The organism is Sulfitobacter sp. SK012, assembly GCF_003352085.1.
In the GTDB taxonomy this organism is placed as follows: Bacteria; Pseudomonadota; Alphaproteobacteria; order Rhodobacterales; family Rhodobacteraceae; genus Sulfitobacter.
The window spans coordinates 2,721,466-2,742,516 of the sequence record NZ_CP025804.1; the positions used below are offsets into that span (position 1 = coordinate 2,721,466).

Sequence of the window (21,051 nt, forward strand, 5' to 3'; positions counted from 1 at the left end):
GGATCAAGGGCCGCGGCATGATGCGCGGCCCTTGAAACGATTTGGGCTTAGCCCTTGTTGCGCACACGCTCGCGCTGCTCGACGTAGAATGCGTCGGACTTGGACAGCCATTCGGCGGAAGATGTGAGCGACGTTTCAAAGCTCTCACGTGTACGTGCAAACAGTTCGTCACCCATGTTTTCGTCCATGACTTCAGCAGAAGCTTTACCAAATGCATCCCAGACATCGTCAGAGAACTGCATGGTTTTCACACCCTGCTGCTGCAGGCGGCCAAGTGCGGCACCGTTGTTTGCAAGCGTTTCTGCCAGCTGTGTGTGTGTTGTCGCCATCGCTGCATATTCGATGATCTTCTGGTGCGCTGTGGACAGCTCGTTGAAGACATCAAGGTTAACGGCGGCGGCAAGACCGGAGCCTGGCTCGTGGAAGCCCGCTGTGTAGTAGACTTTTGCGACTTCTTGGAAGCCGGCGCGTTCGTCCGCAAATGGACCAACCCACTCCAGACCGTCCAGCGCGCCAGAAGAAAGCGCTTGGTACAATTCGCCGCCCGGGATGTTCTGAACGGAAGCGCCCAGTTTACCCAGTACTTTACCGCCAAGACCAGGCATACGGAATTTCAGACCGTTGAAGTCTGCCGCAGAGTTGATCTCATTGCGGAACCAACCACCAGACTGTGAACCGGAGTTACCCGCAAGGAAGGACTTCAGGTTGAAGATCTCGCCCAGCTCGTTGTGCAACTCATGGCCGCCACCGTGGTGGTACCAGTTTGTCAGCTCTTGTGCTGTACCGCCAAAAGGTACCGCAGTGTAATAAGCATAGGCTGGGTGCTGACCGATGAAATAGTAATCGGCAGAGTGGTACATGTCAGCCTGACCAGAAGATACGGCGTCGAAAACTTCGAACGCGCCGACCAACTCACCGGGGGCTTTTTTGTCGATTGTCAGCGTGCCGTCAGACATTTCGTTGACCATCGTGTTGAGGTAGCTGGCCGCATCGTCCAGAACGGCAAAACCGCGTGGCCATGATGTAACCATTGTCAGTGTGCGCTTGCCTTGTGCATACGCTGGTGCCGCCAAAGTCGTGGTAGCTGCGGCTGTGCCGCCGATTGCAGATGTCTTCAAAAATGAACGACGATCCATATAAGTATTCCTCCCGGATAGATGCGCCCGCCTTTTGCGCTTCGTGCGCGCGGGTCGTTTCAAGTTCGCTCACCCTAACGGCGTCTGTGGGATTTAAAATACCTAGTACTGCTTAGATCAGTGTTTGATTCTGTTTTTAAAAGGTAAAACAGGCAAATCAGGGGGTGATTGGCCGTAATTTCACCCCACATTGGGTCCCTGCCCTTTGATTCGCGCCCAATTACGCGTATCGAATCGAGATGCGCCGTTTGCTTTCTCTTTTTGTGCCCAGCTATGCCCAAAAGCTGACCTTGCTGGCCACTGTCCCGCTGATCGCGGCCGTGGCGGCAATCGCTGCATTGGTCGCCGTGCAAAGCCGTGCCGTGGCCCAAGAAGAAATCCGAGCATTAGAGACGCAGCTGATTGAGGCCAAGAAAGCCGAGTTGCGCAACTATGTGACCCAAGCGCGAAACGGGTTCTATTTCATCTATGGCTCTGCTGCGCCTGAGGACATCGCCGCCAAGCGCGCGGTGGCGCAGATTTTGGCGGCCATGATCTATGGCGATGATGGGCAGTTCTTTGTCTATGACTATGACGGCACAGTGTTGGTCAGCCCGCGTGAAACCGCGCGCATCAACCTAAACTGGGCTGGGCAAACTGATAGTGAAGGCACCCCTGTTGTCGATGCTTTGATCCAGACAGCACGCAACGGCGCGGGGTATCACAGCTTTTTATGGCCCAAGCCCTCTACCGGTGAAGAGGCGCGGATGATTGCCTATGTTACTGGGCTGCAAGACTGGCAGTGGGTGGTTGGCACGGGCGTTTTCATCGATGACGTGCTGGCTTCGGTAGCCACAGCGCGTGCGGACGTTGAGGCGCGGGTCCAGCGGACATTCGTCTATATTGGCGCGATCACGTTGGCCGCCCTTCTGGCCGTGTTCGGCACAGGGATGGTCATCAATTTACGCGAACGTCGTCTTGCGGATGCCAAGCTCAAGAAACTCACGCAGCGGGTGTTTGATGCCCAAGAAGAGGAACGTGGCCGCGTGGCGCGCGAACTCCATGACGGGATCAGCCAAATACTGGTGGGCGTGCGCTATGCGCTGGATAATGCGCGGCGTAGGCTCGACCGGGGCGACGGCAGTGCGGCAGAGCCTTTGGGCAAAGGGATCGCCACTTTGGGCGAGGCCATTTCCGAAGTCCGCCGCATAAGCCGCGATCTGCGCCCGGGTGTATTGGATGATCTGGGGCTTGGCCCCGCGCTCAAAACGCTCACCGAAGATTTCGCGACACGCACCAACATCAAATGCACCTACGAGACGGCCGTGTTTCGCAACCGGTTGGACAACGAGGCCAAGATCGCACTCTACCGTATTGCCCAGGAAGCGCTGACCAATATTGAGCGGCATGCTTCTGCAACCCATGTCGACGTCACGCTGCGCGGGCATCGGCACGGGGCCAGTTTGCAGATCTCCGACAACGGCAGCGGCTTTGATGCGCGCCGTCATACACCCGGTCTAGGCTTGCGCAATATGCAAGAACGTATGGAGCAACTGGGCGGTACGCTGCTACTGCGCCCGGTTTCCGGAATAGGCACCTCTATTGAAGCGACCGTCCCTTTAAGCCATATGCTGCCCCCCGACCCTGCCGACGCCCGCAGGGCCAATGCGCGACAAAGCACAGGAAAGACCACTGCATGACCGATAAGATCCGCATTGTGATCGTTGACGACCACCCCATGGTCGCAGAGGGCATCCAGTCCATTCTAGAAAGCTATGACGACGTTGAGGTCACCGGCACGCTTACCAATGGTCGCGCGATGGTCGATCAGTTGGAGGCGCTGGACCCTGATGTGATCTTGATGGACCTCAACATGCCGGAACTTGGCGGATTGGGCGCGACAGAGATTGTTCTGGAACGCCGTCCCGGCACCCGCGTTGTGATCCTGACCATGCACGATAATCCCGAATATATCGCCTCAGCACTCAGCCATGGGGCAATGGGCTATATCCTAAAGGATGTTCCGACCGATGAAATCAAGCTTGCCATCGACACTGTCATGGCTGGGGAACGTTATCTATGCACAGGCGCACAAGGGTCGCTCGAGCCCAAAGAAAGCGGTGCCCGCGAGGCTTTGACAGGGCGCGAGCAAACCATCTTGCTGCAACTGGCACAGGGTCAATCAAACAAGCAGGTTGCGCACACGCTTGATATCTCGGTTCGCACCGTCGAGACGCACCGCAAGAACATCAAACGCAAATTGGGTATTTCAAGCACCGCCGGGCTGACAAGATATGCGCTTGAACATGGCGTGTTACAGGGCACCGGCAGCAGTTTTTAACCGCCTAACAGTTTCTTAGTGGTTTATCTGCATTTTACCCAACCATGGACATCTGCGCGCCCCCTAACAAATCTGATGAATTCGATCACAAAGCATCCGAGTCCATTCGCCGCGCCATCGATATGGTAGCCACGTTGCGCGCGCGCGCTGTACGATTGGGGCTTTTTAGTAGCCTTTTGCGTGCCCAAGAACCCGGCCAACAAACCCTTCAGATCGACCGCGACCGCTATTTGGCTATCTTGCACGACGAAATCGCCACGATCACCAAGGTCAATGCCACCCTAACCCATGGTGCTCTTTTACCCGGAGCAACCCCTGCGCTTAGCCGTTGGGTCCACAGCGTAGCGCAACAAAAGCCCGAAGTTTTAGAGATCATCACCGCGATGGAGCCTTTGAATAAAGATCTGCTGTGGGTCACTGAGCAGAAAACCAGCACCCAATACGCCTGCTTCCAACGGCACATGAATTTTGCGCGGGATGTATACTTTGATGCTGTTACACATATGGCCGATGCCCTTTGGAGCGACTTCCAGATGCGACACGACCTAGAGCTGGCAAGTGCGACGCAGGCCGCAAAGGCGCTGTCAGAACGCTTGTACCGGCTGGAGCGGATTGGCAAACATGTACGATTGGTATCATTGAACGCCAGTGTCGAAGCCACGCGCGCTGGCGATGTCGGCAAGGGACTGATCGTGATTGCGCAAGAATTCAAATCACTTGCAGAAGAAATCCAGACTTTGGCGCAAGCCGCGCGCGGCGATATGGCCCTGATTTCCTAAGCACGAGGCAATTCACTCGATATGTCCCGTTCCACCTCTAAAAGCCTAGGAATTACCGCAAGCGCGGCCAACTGTGATCCTGAGCAGATTGTGTGGTTCAAAAACGGGCAAAAACTGGTTGATATTTTCCGATAAAACCAAAATACCGCAATCTCGCGCAACTTTAGTTCACAAAAAACCTTCCGTGAGACACTTTTTTCATTCAATTGCCTGTTGACGGTGCGCAGCTACGATCATAATGTCCAGCTGACTTTAACGGAGATTTTCGGCATGTTGTGCCTCGTCGTCATTGTAGAAAGAAAGCGCATGGGCCGGTAACGGTTGACCCTTTCAGTCCCCATGCGCCCCCGCCAAAACCGGGGGCTTTTTTATGCGCCGATCAATCTGCCACTCTCTAACCGAACCAATATACGACACGTCAAAAGAAGAAGGACAAGACAATGAGCCGCCAAATGACCGGAGCGCAGATGATCGTGCAGGCCCTAATTGATCAGGGCGTCGACACCGTATTCGGATATCCCGGCGGGGCTGTCTTGCCGATCTATGATGCCATTTTCCAGCAAAACAGCATTCAGCATGTTTTGGTGCGTCACGAACAAGGTGCGGTGCATGCCGCCGAAGGCTATGCGCGCTCAACCGGCAAACCGGGTGTGTGCCTTGTGACCTCCGGGCCCGGTGCCACCAATGCGGTGACCGGCCTGACGGATGCCTTGCTCGATAGTATTCCGATTGTCGTGCTGACCGGCCAAGTGCCCACATTTATGATCGGCTCAGACGCCTTTCAGGAGGCCGACACCGTTGGCATCACCCGCCCCTGCACCAAGCACAATTGGCTGGTTAAAGAAACCGACCTGCTGTCTGGCGTGATCCACGAGGCGTTTCATGTGGCCATTTCGGGTCGGCCTGGCCCCGTGTTGGTAGATATTCCTAAGGACGTACAGTTCGCCACCGGCACCTATACGCCAAAGAAACCTTCGACCTCGCGGTATCAACCCAAGGTCAAAGGCGACATGGAAGAAATCACCGAACTGGTGGCTGCGATGGAAAAAGCCAAGCGCCCGTTGTTCTATACAGGTGGCGGCGTGATCAACTCGGGCCCCGGTGCCAGCCAGCTCTTGCGTGAATTGGTTCAGGCCACCGGCTTTCCGATCACTTCAACGTTGATGGGTCTGGGATCCTATCCGGCGTCGGGCGACAAATGGCTTGGGATGTTGGGCATGCACGGTCTTTATGAGGCCAACATGGCGATGCATGACTGCGATTTGATGATCAACATCGGTGCCCGGTTTGACGACCGCATTACCGGTGTCATCGACAGCTTCAGCCCCAATTCGATCAAAGCCCATATCGATATTGATCCGTCGTCCATCAACAAGGTCATCCGCGTCGATATTCCGATCGTTGGCGATGTGGGTCACGTGCTTGAAGACCTGTTGAAGGTTTGGAAGTCGCGCGGTCGCAAAACCAACGGCGAAGGCTTGGCCAAATGGTGGAAACAGATCGAAGAGTGGCAAGCGGTTGATTGCTTGAAGTTCAAGCAAGAAGGCAAGATCATCAGACCGCAATACGCGCTTTCGCGGCTAGAGGCTCTGACCAAAGACTATGATCGCTATATCACCACCGAAGTTGGCCAGCACCAAATGTGGGCTGCGCAATACCTTGGGTTCGAGGATCCGAACCGCTGGATGACATCTGGCGGTTTGGGCACGATGGGGTACGGCTTTCCAGCCAGCATCGGCGTGCAAATGGCGCATCGCGACAGCCTTGTGATCAACGTGGCCGGAGAAGCATCCTGGCTGATGAACATGCAAGAAATGGGTACGGCCATGCAATACGGCCTGCCAGTCAAACAGTTCATCCTGAACAACGAACGTCTGGGCATGGTACGCCAGTGGCAGGAATTGCTGCATGGCGAACGGTATTCCCAAAGCTGGTCCGAAGCATTGCCCGATTTCGTGAAATTGGCCGAAGCGTTTGGTGCAAAGGGTATTTTGTGTTCAGACCCAGCGGATCTGGACGATGCGATCATGGAAATGTTGAACCACGATGGCCCGGTGATCTTTGATTGCTGCGTCGAAAAGCACGAGAACTGCTTTCCGATGATCCCATCAGGCAAGGCACATAACGAGATGCTGCTGGGCGAGGCCGATACCCAAGGTGTGATCGACGCCAAAGGTTCAGTGCTGGTTTAACCCGTTTTCGCATCAGAAAACGGCCGGGGATCCAAGGGATTTCTGGCGCAAGATTTAGAAGGAAGTAACGCATGTCAGCGCTAAAACTGAAAAAAGGGGCGACGTCCCATTCTGCCTATAACCTAAAGCCAAACTTTTCCGACGTGATCGAGCGGCACACCCTCGCAGTGCTGGTGGAAAACGAGCCGGGTGTGCTGGCACGTGTGATTGGGCTTTTTTCTGGCCGCGGCTATAACATCGACAGCCTGACCGTGGCCGAAGTGGACCAGGCAGGACATCTAAGCCGCATCACCATCGTGACATCAGGCACGCCGCAAGTAATTGAGCAAATCAAGGCTCAGCTTGGCCGGATTGTGTCCGTGTATGATGTGCATGATCTTACCGTTGAAGGTGCCAGCGTTGAACGCGAGTTGGCGATGTTCAAGGTAACGGGCACAGGCGACAAACGTGTCGAGGCGCTACGGATGGCAGATATTTTTCGCGCCAATGTTGTCGACAGCACGCTCAACAGTTTTGTGTTTGAAATCACAGGCGCGCCTGAGAAAATCGATGCTTTTGCCGATCTGATGCGCCCCTTGGGCCTGTCCGAAGTTGCACGAACCGGCGTTGCCGCCCTGCCCCGAGGCGAGTGACGGCACGTAGCCGCTAGGCCTTTAGGCGGTTTTCGCTGTCGGCGTGCATTCGCGCCGGTGGCACAAAAGGCAAGACTGTTGCGGACGCTTGGTGATGAGGCCGCGTCAACGGCGGCTCTTTCACGGCAGTGCCCCGTAGATCATTTGGCAGCCCCTCGCAGGCACCTTCTTGAACGAGATGCGCGTTGCTGGCTTTGCGCAACCGTTGGTGCACAAAAACGTCAAAGTGCACCATATCCCCTGCATCGAAAAAATCGCCGTTTATCAATGGGCTTTCCACCTCCTGATAAAACGCCAAATCCCCATGATCTTCACACCAGAAAACCGCTTTTCGGTCCTCTACGTCGCTCCAGAGAACTACACCAAACATGACATGCCCACCAAATAAGTTTCTACCTCTAATTGCTAACAATACCTTAGCGTGTTGCGACATCCCTATTGTGCTACGTCCGCTTGCAATTTGTGTCGGAGCAAAGTACGAAATGACACAGTTACGATCACAACTGACGTCAATTAGCATCAAATGCGGTTTTTTGTTGCTGTTGACACCACACTGACTGGCTAGCCAGACCAAAACGGAGCTATTGTTCGAATAAATGTCGATACCTCAGCGGACCCCTGCCCAACTGCGTAATATGTTCGGCGCAAACTTGCGCACTCTTGGCGCTAAATATGCTTCCGTTTCCGATTTGGCGCGGCAACTGGGGATCAACCGGACACAGTTTAACCGATACCTGTCCGGAGAGAGCTTTCCGCGGCCCGATGTATTGGACCGCATTTGTGTGTTTTTTGGCGTCGATGCGCGGGTATTATTGGAACCAATCGACCAGATTGGTGGCGGTGATGACCCTATCGAGAACCCGTTCTTGCGCGATTTCGTAGGCTCTGGTGTGAAATCTATCCCCGAAGAGATGTTTCCCAGCGGGTTCTACCGGTTTTCACGCCGCAGTTTTGTAGATCACGGAACCTTTGTGGCGGGCCTCGTACAAATCAAGAGGTCCGGTGCCAACACCTATATGCGCGGCTATGAGACAAAGGCAGCCATGGAGATGCAGGGATTGCCAACTGACGCCGCATCACGCGAATTTCGGGGGCTGGTCATGCGCCAAGAATCCGGATTGGTGATCTTGGTTTCGCGGCTGAATGCGATGACGTGCTCTTTCAACTACCTCAATCAGGTGCCGTCGTTTGAGAACAACTATTGGCTTGGCTATGTAACTCGTACCGTCCCTGAAACGGTGGGCGGCGTGCGGGCCACGCGGTTGGTATATGAGTACATTGGCACTAAAATGTCCGATGTTTTGCCCGCGGCGCGCAACACCGGCTTTATTCCCAAGGAAGACCTGATGCCCTTCCACAATCGGCTGTTACGCCCCGACACCTCATTTTCCTAACCAGATCACCTGATGTCGCCCGCAACAAAATCGGGTCGCTCGCGGATATCTTGAACTCAACGGCCTGTGCTACGCTCAACCTGTCTTCAGGAGAGCAACATGGACCACGCCCCCTCTGATCTAAGCCACGTACGCCGCCCCTTGGCGCAGGCGAATGGCCTGCCAAATGCCCATTACATTGACCCAAATGTCTTTGACGAAGAACGTCAGGCAGTGCTTTTTGATAATTGGGCTGGGCTTGGTGTCGGCGCTGATGTTCCTGACATTGGCGATGCAGTGCCTGTCACATTCCTGAGTATACCGCTGCTGATGGTTCGCGATAAGGCGGGCGAAATCCGGGTTTTTCAAAACACCTGCCGTCACCGGGGCATGATCCTCGTGGACACCCCGCGCAAGATCGAAGGTGCGATCCGGTGCCCCTACCACAGTTGGTGTTATTCAACGGACGGCCGTCTGGTCAGCACGCCTCATGTGGGCGGGCCCGGTCGAAACACCCATGAAGGGATAGACCGCGCGCTTTTGGGTCTCATTGAAATCCGCAGCCATATTTGGATGGATGTGATCTGGATCAACGTCTCGGGTACGGCTCCTTCATTTGAGGTCGTAAATGCCGATCTGATTGCCAGGTGGGCCGAGTTCGACAAACCTATCTATCATGGCGGACCAGACAGTCGGTTTGAGCTTGAGGTCAATTGCAACTGGAAGCTTGCCGTCGAGAATTACTGCGAAAGCTATCATCTGCCATGGGTGCATCCGGGCCTGAACAGCTATTCGCGGCTGGAGGATCATTATCACATCGAAGCGCCCGGCAGCTATTCGGGCCAAGGCACGCTTGTTTACCGCCAGTTGACCGGTGCGGACGGTGTCCGGTTTCCCGATTTTGAGGGCCTTGATGCAAAATGGGACACAGCGGCCGAATACATCACTGCCTATCCCAATGTTTTGCTGGGTGTGCACCGCGATCATACCTTTGCCATCGTGCTTGTCCCGGAAGGGCCGGACCGGACGGCTGAGAATATCCACTTGTATTATGCGCACCCTCAAACGGACGCGGATTTGCGGGCGCGCAACACTGAGCAGTGGAAAGAGGTCTTTGCCGAAGATATCTTTGTGGTTGAGGGAATGCAGCGCGGACGCCACGGTCCACAGTTTGACGGCGGGCGGTTTTCACCTGCGATGGACGGGCCCACGCATCTTTTCCACGACTGGGTCGCGGCACAACTGCAGCGTCATCGTGCGCCCCCTCAGGCGGCGGAGTGAGCGCACTCGATGCGCAGCTGCTGGCCGCACATGCAGCCGGTGATACCGCCGCTTTGGTTAGGCTTTATGGCAAAGCTGCTGAACACGCAGATGATATGCAGGCCAAAGCATTTTTTCTGACCCATGCGCATGTCTTTGCGCTGGAAATGAACCATCCAGATACCGGCAAACTACGGCAAGAATTGATTGATGCGGGCCGTGAAGCCCCGTTGGACCCGGCGCGGGCCCCCTACCGTTAGTTGCCTTGCGCTTCAGCGCGGCTTTTTCCTGACACGGCCAGCGCCAATGTCGCCCCCATCAAACCGTCCAGATCACCGTCGAGAACGCCTTTGGTATCAGACGTCTCGTAATTGGTGCGCAGGTCTTTGACCATCTGGTACGGTTGCAACACATATGACCGGATCTGGTTGCCCCAGCCCGCGTCACCGGCGTTTTCATGCACCTCGTTCACCATCGCTGAGCGCTTATCGAGCTCGATCTGGTAAAGACGAGATTTCAGGGCCTTCATCGCGATATCGCGGTTTTGGTGCTGCGACTTTTCCGAACTGGTCACAACGATGCCGGTCGGGTGGTGGGTAATGCGGACCGCGGAATCTGTTGTGTTGACGTGCTGGCCGCCCGCACCGGATGAGCGGTAGGTATCGATACGGATATCGGATTGGTTCACCTCAATCTCGATGTTGTCATCCACCACCGGATACACCTTTACGGAGGTAAAAGACGTGTGCCGCTTCGCTGCGGAATCAAACGGTGAAATTCGAACCAAACGGTGCACACCAGATTCCGATTTCAACCAACCATAGGCATTATGCCCACTAATTTTATACGAAGCCGATTTAATGCCCGCTTCTTCACCAGCACTCTCGGATTGCAGCTCAACGGAATAGCCTTTTTTCTCAGCCCAACGGATATACATCCGCGCGAGCATACTGGCCCAATCGCAGCTTTCCGTGCCGCCTGCCCCGGAGTTGATCTCAAGAAACGTATCATTGGCGTCCGCTTCACCGTCAAGCAGCGCTTCCAGTTCCTTTTGTGCAGCCTTGACCGAGAGCTTTTTCAGCGCAGCTTCGGCTTCGGAGACAACCTCGTAGTCGTCCTCCATCTCGCCCATCTCGATCAGCTCAACGTTGTCAGACAGCTCTTGTTTGATGCCATCATAGGTGGCGATTGCGTCAACCAGCGCTTGACGATCGCGCATCAGTTTTTGCGCAGCCTCAGGATCATCCCACAGTTTGGGGTCCTCGACGCGGGCATTGAATTCTTCAAGCCGGTAGGTGGCCGTCTCGACGTTCAGGCGTTGCGCCAAAAGCTCAAGCGACTTCCCGATCTGGTCGGCGGTGTTCTGGGCCTCTGCGCGCATTTCAGTCCTCTTTTTGACCACCGCGCGAGTGAGCCTGCGCGGCCCCGCTCTATACCGCGACGGACACCGCGCCGCAAGCGACGGGACGGCCCGGCGCAGGCAGGGAAAACACGCCAGTTGAGCGTTGGACGGAGCCCGTGTTTGCCGCTATCACCAACGTGATAGCCCGCTGAACGGGCATAGCCGAAACACGGAAAGTCCATGCCCCCAATCCTGCGCACCCTGAACCCATGCTACCCTCGATCCGGCCATCGTTTTTTGCGCAATATGAGCAAGGCTTACTTTGGACCTCGCCTAATCTTCGGGAAGGCTCACACCGACACGAATGATGTTGTCGCCGAGGCAAACTATGTCAAGGATCACGACTTTGACCTCATGAAAGGCAACACTGGCATACCAATCACGCCGGCAGCACAGTATCTGGTACAATACCGGCATCCACTTGAGTCCGTACAATCGTTTTTTGAATTTCAAGTTCACCACAAACAGCTACAGGACACCCGCGAGCACTGGCAGATGTTTCTGCCCAAAGCCCTCGAGTACTGGAAGGGTTTCGTGTTCAAATGGTGCCTTGATCCGAACCTGCCCTCGAGTTGTCGCGTGCATGCACTGAGCTACGGAAATCTCTATACTAATCCGCATAAATCAGTAGCTGATGTGATCGATTTTCTTACTGCCGGAAGAGAAGAAATCGACACCAAAAAGCTCGACCATGCGGTAGAAAAGTTCACAGGTGATTTCGCCCGCTATGTCGATCAGGAGGCCAAAGGTACCAGACCAGTGTCGCAACTGCGTGACATCCGAACATTCCGATATTTCGATGATACTTTGCCAGAGATCGAACGATCTTTGGTCCAAGAGTATCTCAACCCGCTAGGCCTCGACCAGAAACTGGTCGACTAGTTCTAGTAAAGACCGCCAGAGCTGAGCGAGCCAAAGCTGGCTTTGGGGCCAACGGTTGCCTTTTGGCCGGTTGATGTGGTGACTTCTTTGCTCACGAGGCCGACGCCATCAACCAAGGGCAAATCCGCACCCATCGCAAAGCCGCCGTCAAAAGTAATACCAAAGTTGATGAACTCGCCGTCGCGGAAACACTCAGACACAACATTCGGGCCGCTTGCAGTTTCGCTCAAACGTGATCCAGAGAAGCGGTCGATGTTAATGAATGCGCATCCTTCGGGCACTTCGAATTCGCCACCACCATATTTTGTAATCGCCTGAGACATAAACCGTTGGAATACCGGTGCGCAAAGCGCGCCGCCCCCAGCCCCCCGGCCCATCGGGCGCGGCGTGTCATATCCAATGTAGCAACCCGCAACGATGTTGGACGAAAAGCCAACAAACCATGCGTCCTTTTCATCATTGGTCGTCCCGGTCTTGCCAGCGATTGGCACAGGCAGGTTCACAGCCTTGCGGGCCGTGCCACGCTCAACCACGCCGCGCATCATTGACGTCAACTGATAGGCCGTAATTGGGTCCATGACCTGCTCGCGGTTCGAGATAACGCGCGGCGCAAGCCCAGGTGCAAGCGATGTGAGTTTGCAGTCGTTGCATATGCGCTGGTCATGCTTGTAAACCGTGCGGCCATAGCGGTCCTGCACCCGGTCCACCAGCGTCGGCTCAACCCGCTCGCCCCCATTTGCGAACATGGCATAGGCTGCAACCATCTGATAAAGCGTGGTTTCTTGGGAGCCAAGCGCGTTTGCGAGCACAGGTGACAGATCATCATAAACACCAAAGCGTTCCGCGTACCCACCGACCACATCCATGCCGACTTCTTGGGCCAAACGGATCGTCATCAGGTTCCGAGATTGTTCAATACCGGTCCGAAGTGGCGCTGGTCCATAAAAACGGTTAGACGCGTTTTTAGGCCGCCACACGCCTTGCGGTGTGTTGATTTCAATGGGCGCGTCCACAACGATTGTCGCGGGCGTATAGCCACTGTCGAGCGCAGAAGCATAGACGAACGGCTTAAAGCTTGATCCGGGTTGGCGTTTCGCCTGCGTGGCGCGGTTGAACACACTGGCCTGATACGAAAACCCGCCCTGCATGGCGATCACGCGGCCAGTGTCGACGTCCATCGCGACAAAGCCGCCCTGCACTTCGGGCACCTGACGCAATGTCCAGCGGATGAAACTGCCGTCGTCGTCGGCAACCATACGGCGCACCAGCACCACATCGCCTACGGCAACCAAATCGCCCGCGACCTTTGCGCGTTTGGCCAGCTTGCCGTTTTCCAGACGTTTGCGGGCCCACTGCACGTCCTTTGCAGGGATCCAGTTGCCGCCCTCTGCGTTGTCTATATTCTCGATCCCGATACGTGCCTCATTGGCACCAATCTCAAGCACGACCGCAGGATACCACTTGGATTCTAGCGAAATATCGCGGGGTACACGCAGGTTTGCCAGCGCCTCACGCCATGTTGCCTCATCCACCAGCTCTTCGGCAGGGATCTTCAGGCGCGTACCGCGCCAGATACCCTGTCCTCGGTCGTATTGCTCGAGTTGGAGTTGCAGCGCGTGCGCCGCAATCGGCTGCATCTCATTATCGATTGTCGCGCGCACGGTCAGACCACCGGTAAAGAACTCGCCCTCGCCAAAGTCGACAGACAGTTGACGGCGAATTTCATCCGTAAAGTAATCACGTGGCGGCAGCGATGATTTGAAGCTCTCAAAATCACCATTTTGGACCGATAGCAGAGGTGCATTGCGCTCGGCCTCATACACGGCCTCATCAAGATAGCCGTTTTCCATCATCTCGCGCAGAACAAAGTTCCGACGGTTAACCAGGCGTTCCTTCTGGCGAACGGGATGATAATCTGACGGTGCCTTGGGCAGCGACGCAAGGAATGCGGCCTCATGGGGGGCTAGTTCAGACAGATTTTTGTTGAAATATGTCTGCGACGCCGCAGCCACACCATAGGAGTTCTGTCCGAGGAAAATCTCATTGAGGTAGAGCTCAAGAATTTTTTCCTTGGTCATCGCTTGCTCAACCCGCGCCGCGAGGATTATTTCTTTGATCTTTCGTTCAGCTTGACGGCTGCCATCCAGCAAGAAGTTTTTCATCACCTGCTGAGTAATCGTCGAAGCACCGCGCACGTCTTTGCCCCGGCTTTGCACCGCGTCAAAGGCCGCGGCACCGATACCGCGAAGATCATAGCCTTCGTGGGTGTAGAAATTCTTGTCCTCAGCCGAAATAAAAGCCTGTTTGACCAGCGCAGGGATCGTATCTGCTGGTGCAAAAAGGCGGCGTTCCTTGGCGAATTCGTCGATCAAACGACCCTGGCCAGAGTAAATTCGGCTGATTGTGGGGGGCGTGTATTGGCTCAGCACTTCGTGGCTCGGCAAATCCCGACCGTACATCCAAAAAACCGCACCAATGGTCAACGCGATTGCGCCGATGCTCATGGTGATGGTGGTAAAGATACCACCGAAGAAAGACAGGATAAAACGGAACACTAGATCACGACCTTTGAATGTCTGAGAGTTGGGTTTTCTATACGCCGATGCGACGGCATGGTCAAAACACAAGGCTGCGCAAATGGTGCGGATTACCGCCCAATGCGCGGCTTATTGGCGCACAAGAGCCGCGCGTGCCGCATCTGCATCGCGCCAAGACCGAATCCCATCCGCAAGGGCCGCAACCATAATCGCGCGCCAAACAGGGTCGCGCAGGTTTGTGAGGTCTCGTTTTGAGCTTAGAAAACCTAGTTCAAGCAGCACCGATGGGATGTCCGCAGATTTCAGCACCGAAAACCCGGCGCGGCGCAGAGGTCGGCGGTTCATTGGCCCACCAGCCTCGGCCATGGACTTGGCCAAGGTGTCTGCGAGCATGGCTGAACGCGGCTCGGTTTCTTGCCGGGCCAAATCCAACAGCACGCTGGCCACCTGATCGTCCGAGCCAGTCAAATCAGAGCCGGCGATAATGTCAGATCGATTGTGGCGCGACGCAAGGTGTTCGGTCGCCGCATCGCTCGCTTGGTCCGATAGAATATAAACTGTGGCCCCCTTTGCCCCGCCTTGGCTCAGGCTGTCGGCGTGCAGGGAAATGAACAAATCGCCCTGCGCTTGATGGGCCAATGCCACGCGATGCTCCAGCGCCACAAAAATATCCGCATCGCGGGTCAGGACAACTTCGATTTCGTCGCGGCGCAAGGTGTCGGCCAAGGCGCGGGCGAACGACAACATCAGGTCCTTTTCGACCACATCGCCACGTTCCGCACCGGGATCAATGCCGCCATGTCCGGGGTCTAGCACGACGGTAAACCGGTCTTGCTTGGCGTCAGGCTGCGCTGGCGGCGCAACGATCGCTTCTGTCCAGCCTTGGTCCTTGGGTGTGCCCGCACGCGCGCTGAATGCAGCTTGGTCTGTGGTTTTGAGCGTGATTTCAAGGATCGCACGCCCGTCGTCGCGGCCCACAGGCATTGCGATCACTTCGGGCAGCATTGGCTCAGACAAATCGGCGACCAAACGTGACCAACCGGGTTGAAACGCACCAAAGCGCAACGCGGTGATGCGCCCCGGTTCTGTCAGGATGTCGCTGGCATTGACACCGCGCCAATCGGCCTCGCGAAAATCGACCACAAGCCGAGGCGGCTCATCCAGCATGAAGACCCGGAACGGCACGCCTTGGCTTAAGTGCAGCGTCAGATGGGTACGGCCAAACCAGCCGTCTTCGATCATGCTTGGGGCGGAATCCACACGCGCCAAGGCCGTCAGCTCTTGGGCCGACACGGTGTTGGCTGGCCCAAAAACCAGCAAAAATAAGATCAATATATGCCGCATGCTACCGCTCTGCCCTTCGTTTTCTGGGGGCTGTTACGCCGTGCATATCAGGAACGCCGCGCACGAACCAGAGGGTCAGCGGCAGGCCATAAATGTCTTGAGCCGTTCAAGCCCTTCCGAGATGTCCGCAGTGCTGCGCGCATAAGAAAACCGTAGCGTAGTATGCCCTCTTGCGGGATCAAAATCGAGGCCTGGCGTCACCGCGACGCCCGCTTTTTCGAGGATTTCGGCCGCCAACAAACGGCTGTCATCAGTGATTTCGCTCACATCAGCATAGACGTAAAACGCCCCATCAGGCGGCGCGATCCGGTCAAATCCGGCATCCGGTAGCCCGTCGAGCATCAGCGCGCGGTTTTTGCGGTACACATCCATATTGGTCTGCAGTTCTTCTTCGCAATCCATCGCAGCGAGGGCGGCAACCTGACTGGCGTGCGGCGCGCAGATGAACATATTTTGAGTGATCCGCTCAACCACCCGCACATGATCTTCGGGCACAACCATCCACCCCACGCGCCAGCCCGTCATTGAGAAATACTTGGAGAAAGAGTTGATGACATAGGCATCATTGGTGATCTCAAGCGCGCTCACGGCCTTCTTCTCGTATTCGACACCGTGATAAATCTCGTCTGAGATAAACGAGGCCCCCTGCCCCTGACATGCCTCGATAAGTGCCGTCATGGCGGGTCGGTCCAGCATTGTGCCCGTCGGGTTGGCAGGCGACGCGACCAAGAGCCCCGCAAGGTCCATCGCGGCAAAATCTTGTGGCACAGGTTGATAACGGTTCTCGGCCATGGCGGGCAGATCAATAGGTTTCAGGGCAAGTGCCCGCAAAATCTGGCGGTAGCTGGGATAGCCCGGCGCGCCAATGCCAACACGGTCACCGGTATCAAAAAGCGCCGTAAAAGCGAGGATAAACGCACCTGAGGACCCAGGCGTTATCACAATGCGGGCAGGATCAAGATCGACGTTGTACCAATCCCCATACATCTGCGCGATGCGCGCGCGCAGGGCTGGTAAACCCAGCGCGACGGTATAGCCAAGCGGGCCTTCTTCCATCGTGCGGGTCAGCGCATCACGCGCGCCTTTTGGTGCGCCGGTGCCGGGTTGCCCAACCTCCATGTGGATAATGTGTCGCCCCGCAGCTTCGGCAGCAGCAGCAGCCTGCATTACATCCATCACAATGAAGGGATCGACAGCAGAACGGGTTGAAATGCGCAACGGGCTTCTCCTAAATGTCTGTCATGATCTTTCACCGTATGCGGCTCTTGGCGTCAATCCCTGCACTGCTGCTCTTGCTGGTGTTGGCCCAGCCTGCGCAGGCGGTCGGGCTGCTTCGTGATGCGGATATTGAATTTGCATTGAAACAGATCGCGGCCCCGGTGTCGGGAGCTGTGGGTCTGAACCCCAACCAGGTCAAGGTTTTGCTGGTTAGTGACAGTTCACCCAACGCCTTTGTCATTCGCAATGATGCTATCTTCATTCACTATGGGCTGGTCAACAAACTCAGCTCAGCGCCGATGCTGCAACAGGATATTACCCGTGAAGCTCCACATATTGCCAATGCCCGGCCCGAAGAAGCTTCGGCGGATCAATCTGGTGTACGCTATATGAAAGCCGCCGGTGCCAACCCACAGAGACTGGGCGGTACGCCTAAAGTCTTTTCGGGTCGTCTGAAAGATGCCGGTACCCATGCCAAACGCGCGAGCGGGCCGTTGCCACGCGGCTCCGGCCCTTGGCAACGGGCGCAGGATGTGTTGATTGCCTCTGAACGCGCTGCAAAACGAAAGTGAGCCTTATGTTGAACCGTCCCTTTTTTGGTCAATTTGCTGTAAGCACAGCCCTTGTCCTGACGCTGGCCTTGCCCGCCACAGCACAAGCACTCAAGGAATATTCTGACGCGGAACGCGCACAGTTTCGCGCCGAGGTCCGCGCCTATCTTCTGGATAATCCCGAAGTGATCCGCGAAGCCATTGAAGTTTTGCAAAACCGCGAGGCCGAAACCGCCTTGCAAGCCGACGTGACGCTGGTGACCGACAATGCCGCGGATATTTTTGACGACGGGTATTCCTTTGTGGGTGGCAATCCGGATGGCGACATCGTGCTCGTTGAGTTCATGGATTACCGTTGCCCGTACTGCAAACGCGCGCATAACGAAGTGACAAAGCTCTTGGCGACCGACGGCAACATCAAACTGATCGTCAAGGAACTGCCTATTTTGGGCGAGCAATCAGTACTCGCGTCCCGTTTTGCGGTGGCCACCAAGCAACTTGCGGGCGGTGACAGCTACAAGGCAATGAACGATGCGCTGATGGCCTTTAACGGTGATGTGACGCTGCCTGCTCTGCGCCGTCTTGCGACAACCTTTGAGTTGGATGCAGACGCGATCGAGGCACACATGAACAGCGATGAAGTCTCAGCCGAGATCACCGCGACCCGCGCGCTGGCTTCTAAGCTGGCGATTTCGGGCACGCCAACTTTTGTACTACAAGACGAGATGCTGCGCGGCTACTTGCCCTACGATCAGATGCAAGCATTGATCGCCGAAAAGCGTAACTAAACAATATCTTGCGATGTGGCGCTAAAGCAAAGCGGCGGGTTACTCCGCCGCTTCTTTCGTTTGTGCATCGATGACTGCAGCGCGGGCTTCGACCTGTTCGACGATATGTTCGATCATGCCTTCATTGCTCAGCTTATGGCTCTGCTTGCCAGCCAGATAGACCATGCCAGCCCCGGCGCCACCGCCAGTGAAACCTACATCCGTCATCAGCGCTTCGCCCGGCCCGTTGACCACACAGCCGATGATCGACAGACTCATGGGCGTCTTGATATGCTCAAGCCGCTTTTCCAATGCCTCGACGGTCTTGATGACGTCAAATCCCTGCCGTGCGCAGGATGGGCATGAGATGATGTTGACGCCGCGATGTCGCAGACCCAGCGACTTGAGGATTTCAAACCCCATCTTGACCTCTTCGACCGGATCGGCGGACAGGCTGACACGGATCGTATCGCCAATCCCCATCCACAGCAGATTGCCCATGCCAATGGCCGATTTGACCGTTCCGCTGATCAAACCGCCTGCTTCGGTAATGCCAAGGTGTATGGGCGCATCTGTGGCTTCTGCCAGTGCTTGATAGGCGGCTGCGGCCATAAACACGTCAGATGCTTTGCAGCTGATCTTGAATTCGTGAAAATCGTTGTCCTGAAGGATTTTGATGTGATCAAGGCCAGATTCCACCATCGCATCAGGACACGGCTCAGCGTATTTTTCCAGCAGGTGTTTTTCCAAACTGCCAGCATTCACGCCAATGCGGATCGAACAATTGTTGTCGCGCGCAGCTCTGATAACTTCTTTGACGCGTTTTTCATCCCCGATGTTGCCGGGATTGATCCGCAGGCAAGCCGCGCCCGCCTCTGCCGCTTCGATGCCGCGTTTGTAGTGGAAATGGATGTCCGCCACGATGGGAACGGACACTTCGGGAACGATCAATTTCAGCGCCTTTGACGATGCCTCGTCGGGCACCGAAATGCGCACAATGTCTGCGCCTGCATCCGCTGCGGCCTGTACCTGCGCGATTGTACCTTTGACATCTGTCGTGAGTGTATTGGTCATTGTCTGGACCGTTATCGGCGCATCTCCCCCAACAGGGACATTGCCCACCATGATTTGGCGGGATTTGCGGCGGTAAATATTGCGCCAGGGGCGGATGTGGTTCAGCGACATGTCGGCACCTTTGTCACGAGGGTCAGCGTTAAGGCGAACCTAGTCATCCAAGCATCTGGTCGCAATGGGATGGGAAGGCTTAGCGCGGCTTAATTGTCGTCTTGCGACAATGTGGTGCTTTGCAATTCAGCGACCAGTGTCGCCAACGCGCTATCATCAGCCGGCATAGCAGGCTGGTACAACTCAGCCAGCTGTTGTTCCTGCAAAGGCACGTTCGACGTGATGCTGCCATTGTCGCCCGCGGGGCCAAAGTACTGACCATTCATAACAAAATAGACCGCGCCGCTTTGGCCGGTGCGCAGGGTCGGTGGCTCTTCGAGCGAGGGCACGTTGTAGGTATCGCCCTTTTGCATCACGCTCTCGAATAGGTTGGTACCGTCAGCGGCACGTACACGCACCCATGTCTCGCCGGTGGCGACGATCTGCACAGCAGGGGCCGCGCCTTCAAGAACCTGCGGTACGGCAACGCCCGGAGGGCCAGCCGTCGTTGTCGATGCGGTGCCATTCAGTTGAGCGGTCAGAAAATCGCCAACATCTGGTGCACCAATCTGATCTACCCCAGCAATGGCAATGCCAGGAGCCGTTGGCGTCGGCGTTCTAAAAACACCGCTCGTACGGGGATCGAGGGTCGAGATGGCCGCGTCACGGGCGACAAGCACAGGAATATCCAATGCCTGCGGGCGGTAGAGACGATCCAGCGCTTCAACGCGTGGGGCATTAAACGCAATATTCGTGTCTGTCTCAACACCAGACTCAACACCAGATTCAGGCGTTGCGGCCAATGCACCGTCAAGCGGATCCAGATCTGAAAGCACAACTGGCGTCTGATCGACGGGCGATACCTGAACGCGCTGGACTTCTTTCAGCACGGACCAGCCACCAAACCCAATGGCACCAATCAACGCCAGCAAAACAACTGACGATCCGATGGCAGAAGGCTCGATGCGGCTCATCAGGCTGTCACCTGAGGGGACAAACGGTGTTGAGGGGCGCGAGAAAATGTCAGTCTCGCCGTTTCTCGCCAAACGCTGTTCGCGCGTTGGTTTCTTAATCACCGACGCTTCGGCGGACATGCCGTGCGCAACAGAAAAACCGGATTCGGTGCAGAACGTTGAAAATGCAACATCGGGGTCCATGCCAAGATAACGCGCATAGGAGCGCACATAACCTGCGATAAATCCGGGTGTGTCAAAGGCGTCAGGGTCCGCGTTTTCGATGGCGGCGATATAGGAGGCTTTGATACGCAATTCGCGCTGAACGTCGAGCAGCGATTTGCCCAATGTAGCGCGTTCGCCGCGCATAACATCCCCAAGGCGCAATTCAAATGCGTCGAAACCCTTTGGTTCGACATCATTTTCTTCACTACTTTTGGAGGACCAACGCCCGATCATGCCAAAATCCCACTCACTTACCTGCCATCGCGCCAATTCTCGAACCCTGCCTCGATTCGACCTCGGCCTCTTGTTCCCTCAT

19 protein-coding genes are annotated in these 21,051 nt (G+C 55.9%); 11 read left to right on the plus strand and 8 right to left on the minus strand.

Features of this window, described 5'->3' with window-relative positions:
- Positions 1-47 precede the first annotated feature (47 nt).
- Positions 48-1,136 (minus strand): TRAP transporter substrate-binding protein, encoded by a 1,089-nt coding sequence (locus C1J03_RS13285; RefSeq protein ID WP_114887036.1) that lies wholly within the window; start codon positions 1,134-1,136, stop codon positions 48-50.
- A 239-nt stretch (positions 1,137-1,375) separates the two neighbouring features.
- Between C1J03_RS13285 and C1J03_RS13290 the strand changes: the two genes are divergently transcribed.
- The 5 genes from C1J03_RS13290 to ilvN all read left to right on the plus strand — a co-directional run bounded on the left by C1J03_RS13290 (position 1,376) and on the right by ilvN (position 7,059).
- The gene (locus C1J03_RS13290) at positions 1,376-2,815 is read left to right on the plus strand and encodes a cache domain-containing protein (RefSeq protein WP_114887037.1); all 1,440 of its coding nucleotides are present in this window, start codon (positions 1,376-1,378) and stop codon (positions 2,813-2,815) included.
- Complete coding sequence (locus C1J03_RS13295; RefSeq protein ID WP_114887038.1) at positions 2,812-3,456, plus strand: response regulator transcription factor; 645 nt, start codon at positions 2,812-2,814, stop codon at positions 3,454-3,456. The genes C1J03_RS13290 and C1J03_RS13295 overlap by 4 nt, the downstream gene beginning before the upstream one ends.
- A gap of 44 nt (positions 3,457-3,500) precedes the next feature.
- Complete coding sequence (locus C1J03_RS25970; protein WP_114887039.1) at positions 3,501-4,235, plus strand: methyl-accepting chemotaxis protein; 735 nt, start codon at positions 3,501-3,503, stop codon at positions 4,233-4,235.
- A gap of 440 nt (positions 4,236-4,675) precedes the next feature.
- Positions 4,676-6,427 (plus strand): acetolactate synthase 3 large subunit, encoded by a 1,752-nt coding sequence (locus C1J03_RS13305; protein ID WP_114887040.1) that lies wholly within the window; start codon positions 4,676-4,678, stop codon positions 6,425-6,427.
- A 71-nt stretch (positions 6,428-6,498) separates the two neighbouring features.
- Positions 6,499-7,059: an acetolactate synthase small subunit gene (ilvN, locus tag C1J03_RS13310; RefSeq protein WP_114887041.1), complete on the plus strand. Its 561-nt coding sequence runs from the start codon at positions 6,499-6,501 to the stop codon at positions 7,057-7,059.
- Between the two features lie 13 nt (positions 7,060-7,072).
- On the opposite strand, the gene C1J03_RS13315 is transcribed toward ilvN, so the two are convergent.
- Positions 7,073-7,429, minus strand: a complete 357-nt coding sequence (locus C1J03_RS13315; RefSeq protein ID WP_114887042.1) for a hypothetical protein — start codon at positions 7,427-7,429, stop codon at positions 7,073-7,075.
- Between the two features lie 226 nt (positions 7,430-7,655).
- On the opposite strand from C1J03_RS13315, the gene C1J03_RS13320 reads away from it, so the two are divergent.
- From C1J03_RS13320 to C1J03_RS13330, 3 genes are all read left to right on the plus strand, one after another.
- A complete protein-coding gene (locus C1J03_RS13320) occupies positions 7,656-8,453 on the plus strand; it encodes a helix-turn-helix domain-containing protein (RefSeq protein WP_114887043.1) in 798 nt (265 codons plus the stop codon).
- 99 nt (positions 8,454-8,552) lie between these two features.
- On the plus strand, positions 8,553-9,713 hold the full coding sequence (locus tag C1J03_RS13325; RefSeq protein WP_114887044.1) for an aromatic ring-hydroxylating oxygenase subunit alpha: 1,161 nt from the start codon (positions 8,553-8,555) through the stop codon (positions 9,711-9,713).
- The gene (locus tag C1J03_RS13330) at positions 9,710-9,952 is read left to right on the plus strand and encodes a hypothetical protein (protein WP_114887045.1); all 243 of its coding nucleotides are present in this window, start codon (positions 9,710-9,712) and stop codon (positions 9,950-9,952) included. Before C1J03_RS13325 ends, C1J03_RS13330 begins: the two co-directional genes overlap by 4 nt.
- On the opposite strand, the gene prfB is transcribed toward C1J03_RS13330, so the two are convergent.
- Complete coding sequence (gene prfB, locus C1J03_RS13335) at positions 9,949-11,073, minus strand: peptide chain release factor 2 (RefSeq protein WP_114887046.1); 1,125 nt, start codon at positions 11,071-11,073, stop codon at positions 9,949-9,951. The genes C1J03_RS13330 and prfB overlap by 4 nt on opposite strands.
- 201 nt (positions 11,074-11,274) lie before the next feature.
- Here prfB and C1J03_RS13340 point away from each other — a divergent pair, with 201 nt between their 5' ends.
- Positions 11,275-11,976 (plus strand): hypothetical protein, encoded by a 702-nt coding sequence (locus C1J03_RS13340; RefSeq protein WP_162798535.1) that lies wholly within the window; start codon positions 11,275-11,277, stop codon positions 11,974-11,976.
- Between the two features lie 2 nt (positions 11,977-11,978).
- Here C1J03_RS13340 and C1J03_RS13345 read toward each other — a convergent pair whose 3' ends face one another.
- The 3 genes from C1J03_RS13345 to C1J03_RS13355 all read right to left on the minus strand — a co-directional run bounded on the left by C1J03_RS13345 (position 11,979) and on the right by C1J03_RS13355 (position 17,075).
- The gene (locus C1J03_RS13345; protein ID WP_114887048.1) at positions 11,979-14,531 is read right to left on the minus strand and encodes a penicillin-binding protein 1A; all 2,553 of its coding nucleotides are present in this window, start codon (positions 14,529-14,531) and stop codon (positions 11,979-11,981) included.
- Between the two features lie 111 nt (positions 14,532-14,642).
- On the minus strand, positions 14,643-15,857 hold the full coding sequence (locus C1J03_RS13350; protein ID WP_114887049.1) for an N-acetylmuramoyl-L-alanine amidase: 1,215 nt from the start codon (positions 15,855-15,857) through the stop codon (positions 14,643-14,645).
- A gap of 75 nt (positions 15,858-15,932) precedes the next feature.
- A complete protein-coding gene (locus C1J03_RS13355; RefSeq protein WP_114887050.1) occupies positions 15,933-17,075 on the minus strand; it encodes a pyridoxal phosphate-dependent aminotransferase in 1,143 nt (380 codons plus the stop codon).
- A 14-nt stretch (positions 17,076-17,089) separates the two neighbouring features.
- Between C1J03_RS13355 and C1J03_RS13360 the strand changes: the two genes are divergently transcribed.
- Positions 17,090-17,647 (plus strand): hypothetical protein, encoded by a 558-nt coding sequence (locus C1J03_RS13360; RefSeq protein ID WP_114887051.1) that lies wholly within the window; start codon positions 17,090-17,092, stop codon positions 17,645-17,647.
- 5 nt (positions 17,648-17,652) lie between these two features.
- Positions 17,653-18,414 (plus strand): DsbA family protein, encoded by a 762-nt coding sequence (locus tag C1J03_RS13365; RefSeq protein WP_114887052.1) that lies wholly within the window; start codon positions 17,653-17,655, stop codon positions 18,412-18,414.
- A 39-nt stretch (positions 18,415-18,453) separates the two neighbouring features.
- Here C1J03_RS13365 and ispG read toward each other — a convergent pair whose 3' ends face one another.
- Both ispG and C1J03_RS13375 read right to left on the minus strand, forming a co-directional pair.
- A complete protein-coding gene (gene ispG, locus C1J03_RS13370; RefSeq protein ID WP_114887053.1) occupies positions 18,454-19,578 on the minus strand; it encodes a flavodoxin-dependent (E)-4-hydroxy-3-methylbut-2-enyl-diphosphate synthase in 1,125 nt (374 codons plus the stop codon).
- Positions 19,579-19,667: 89 nt separating this feature from the next.
- Positions 19,668-20,969 carry a helix-turn-helix domain-containing protein gene (locus C1J03_RS13375; protein ID WP_114887054.1) on the minus strand — a complete coding sequence of 434 codons (1,302 nt, stop codon included), beginning with the start codon at positions 20,967-20,969 and terminating at the stop codon, positions 19,668-19,670.
- Positions 20,970-21,051 lie beyond the last annotated feature (82 nt).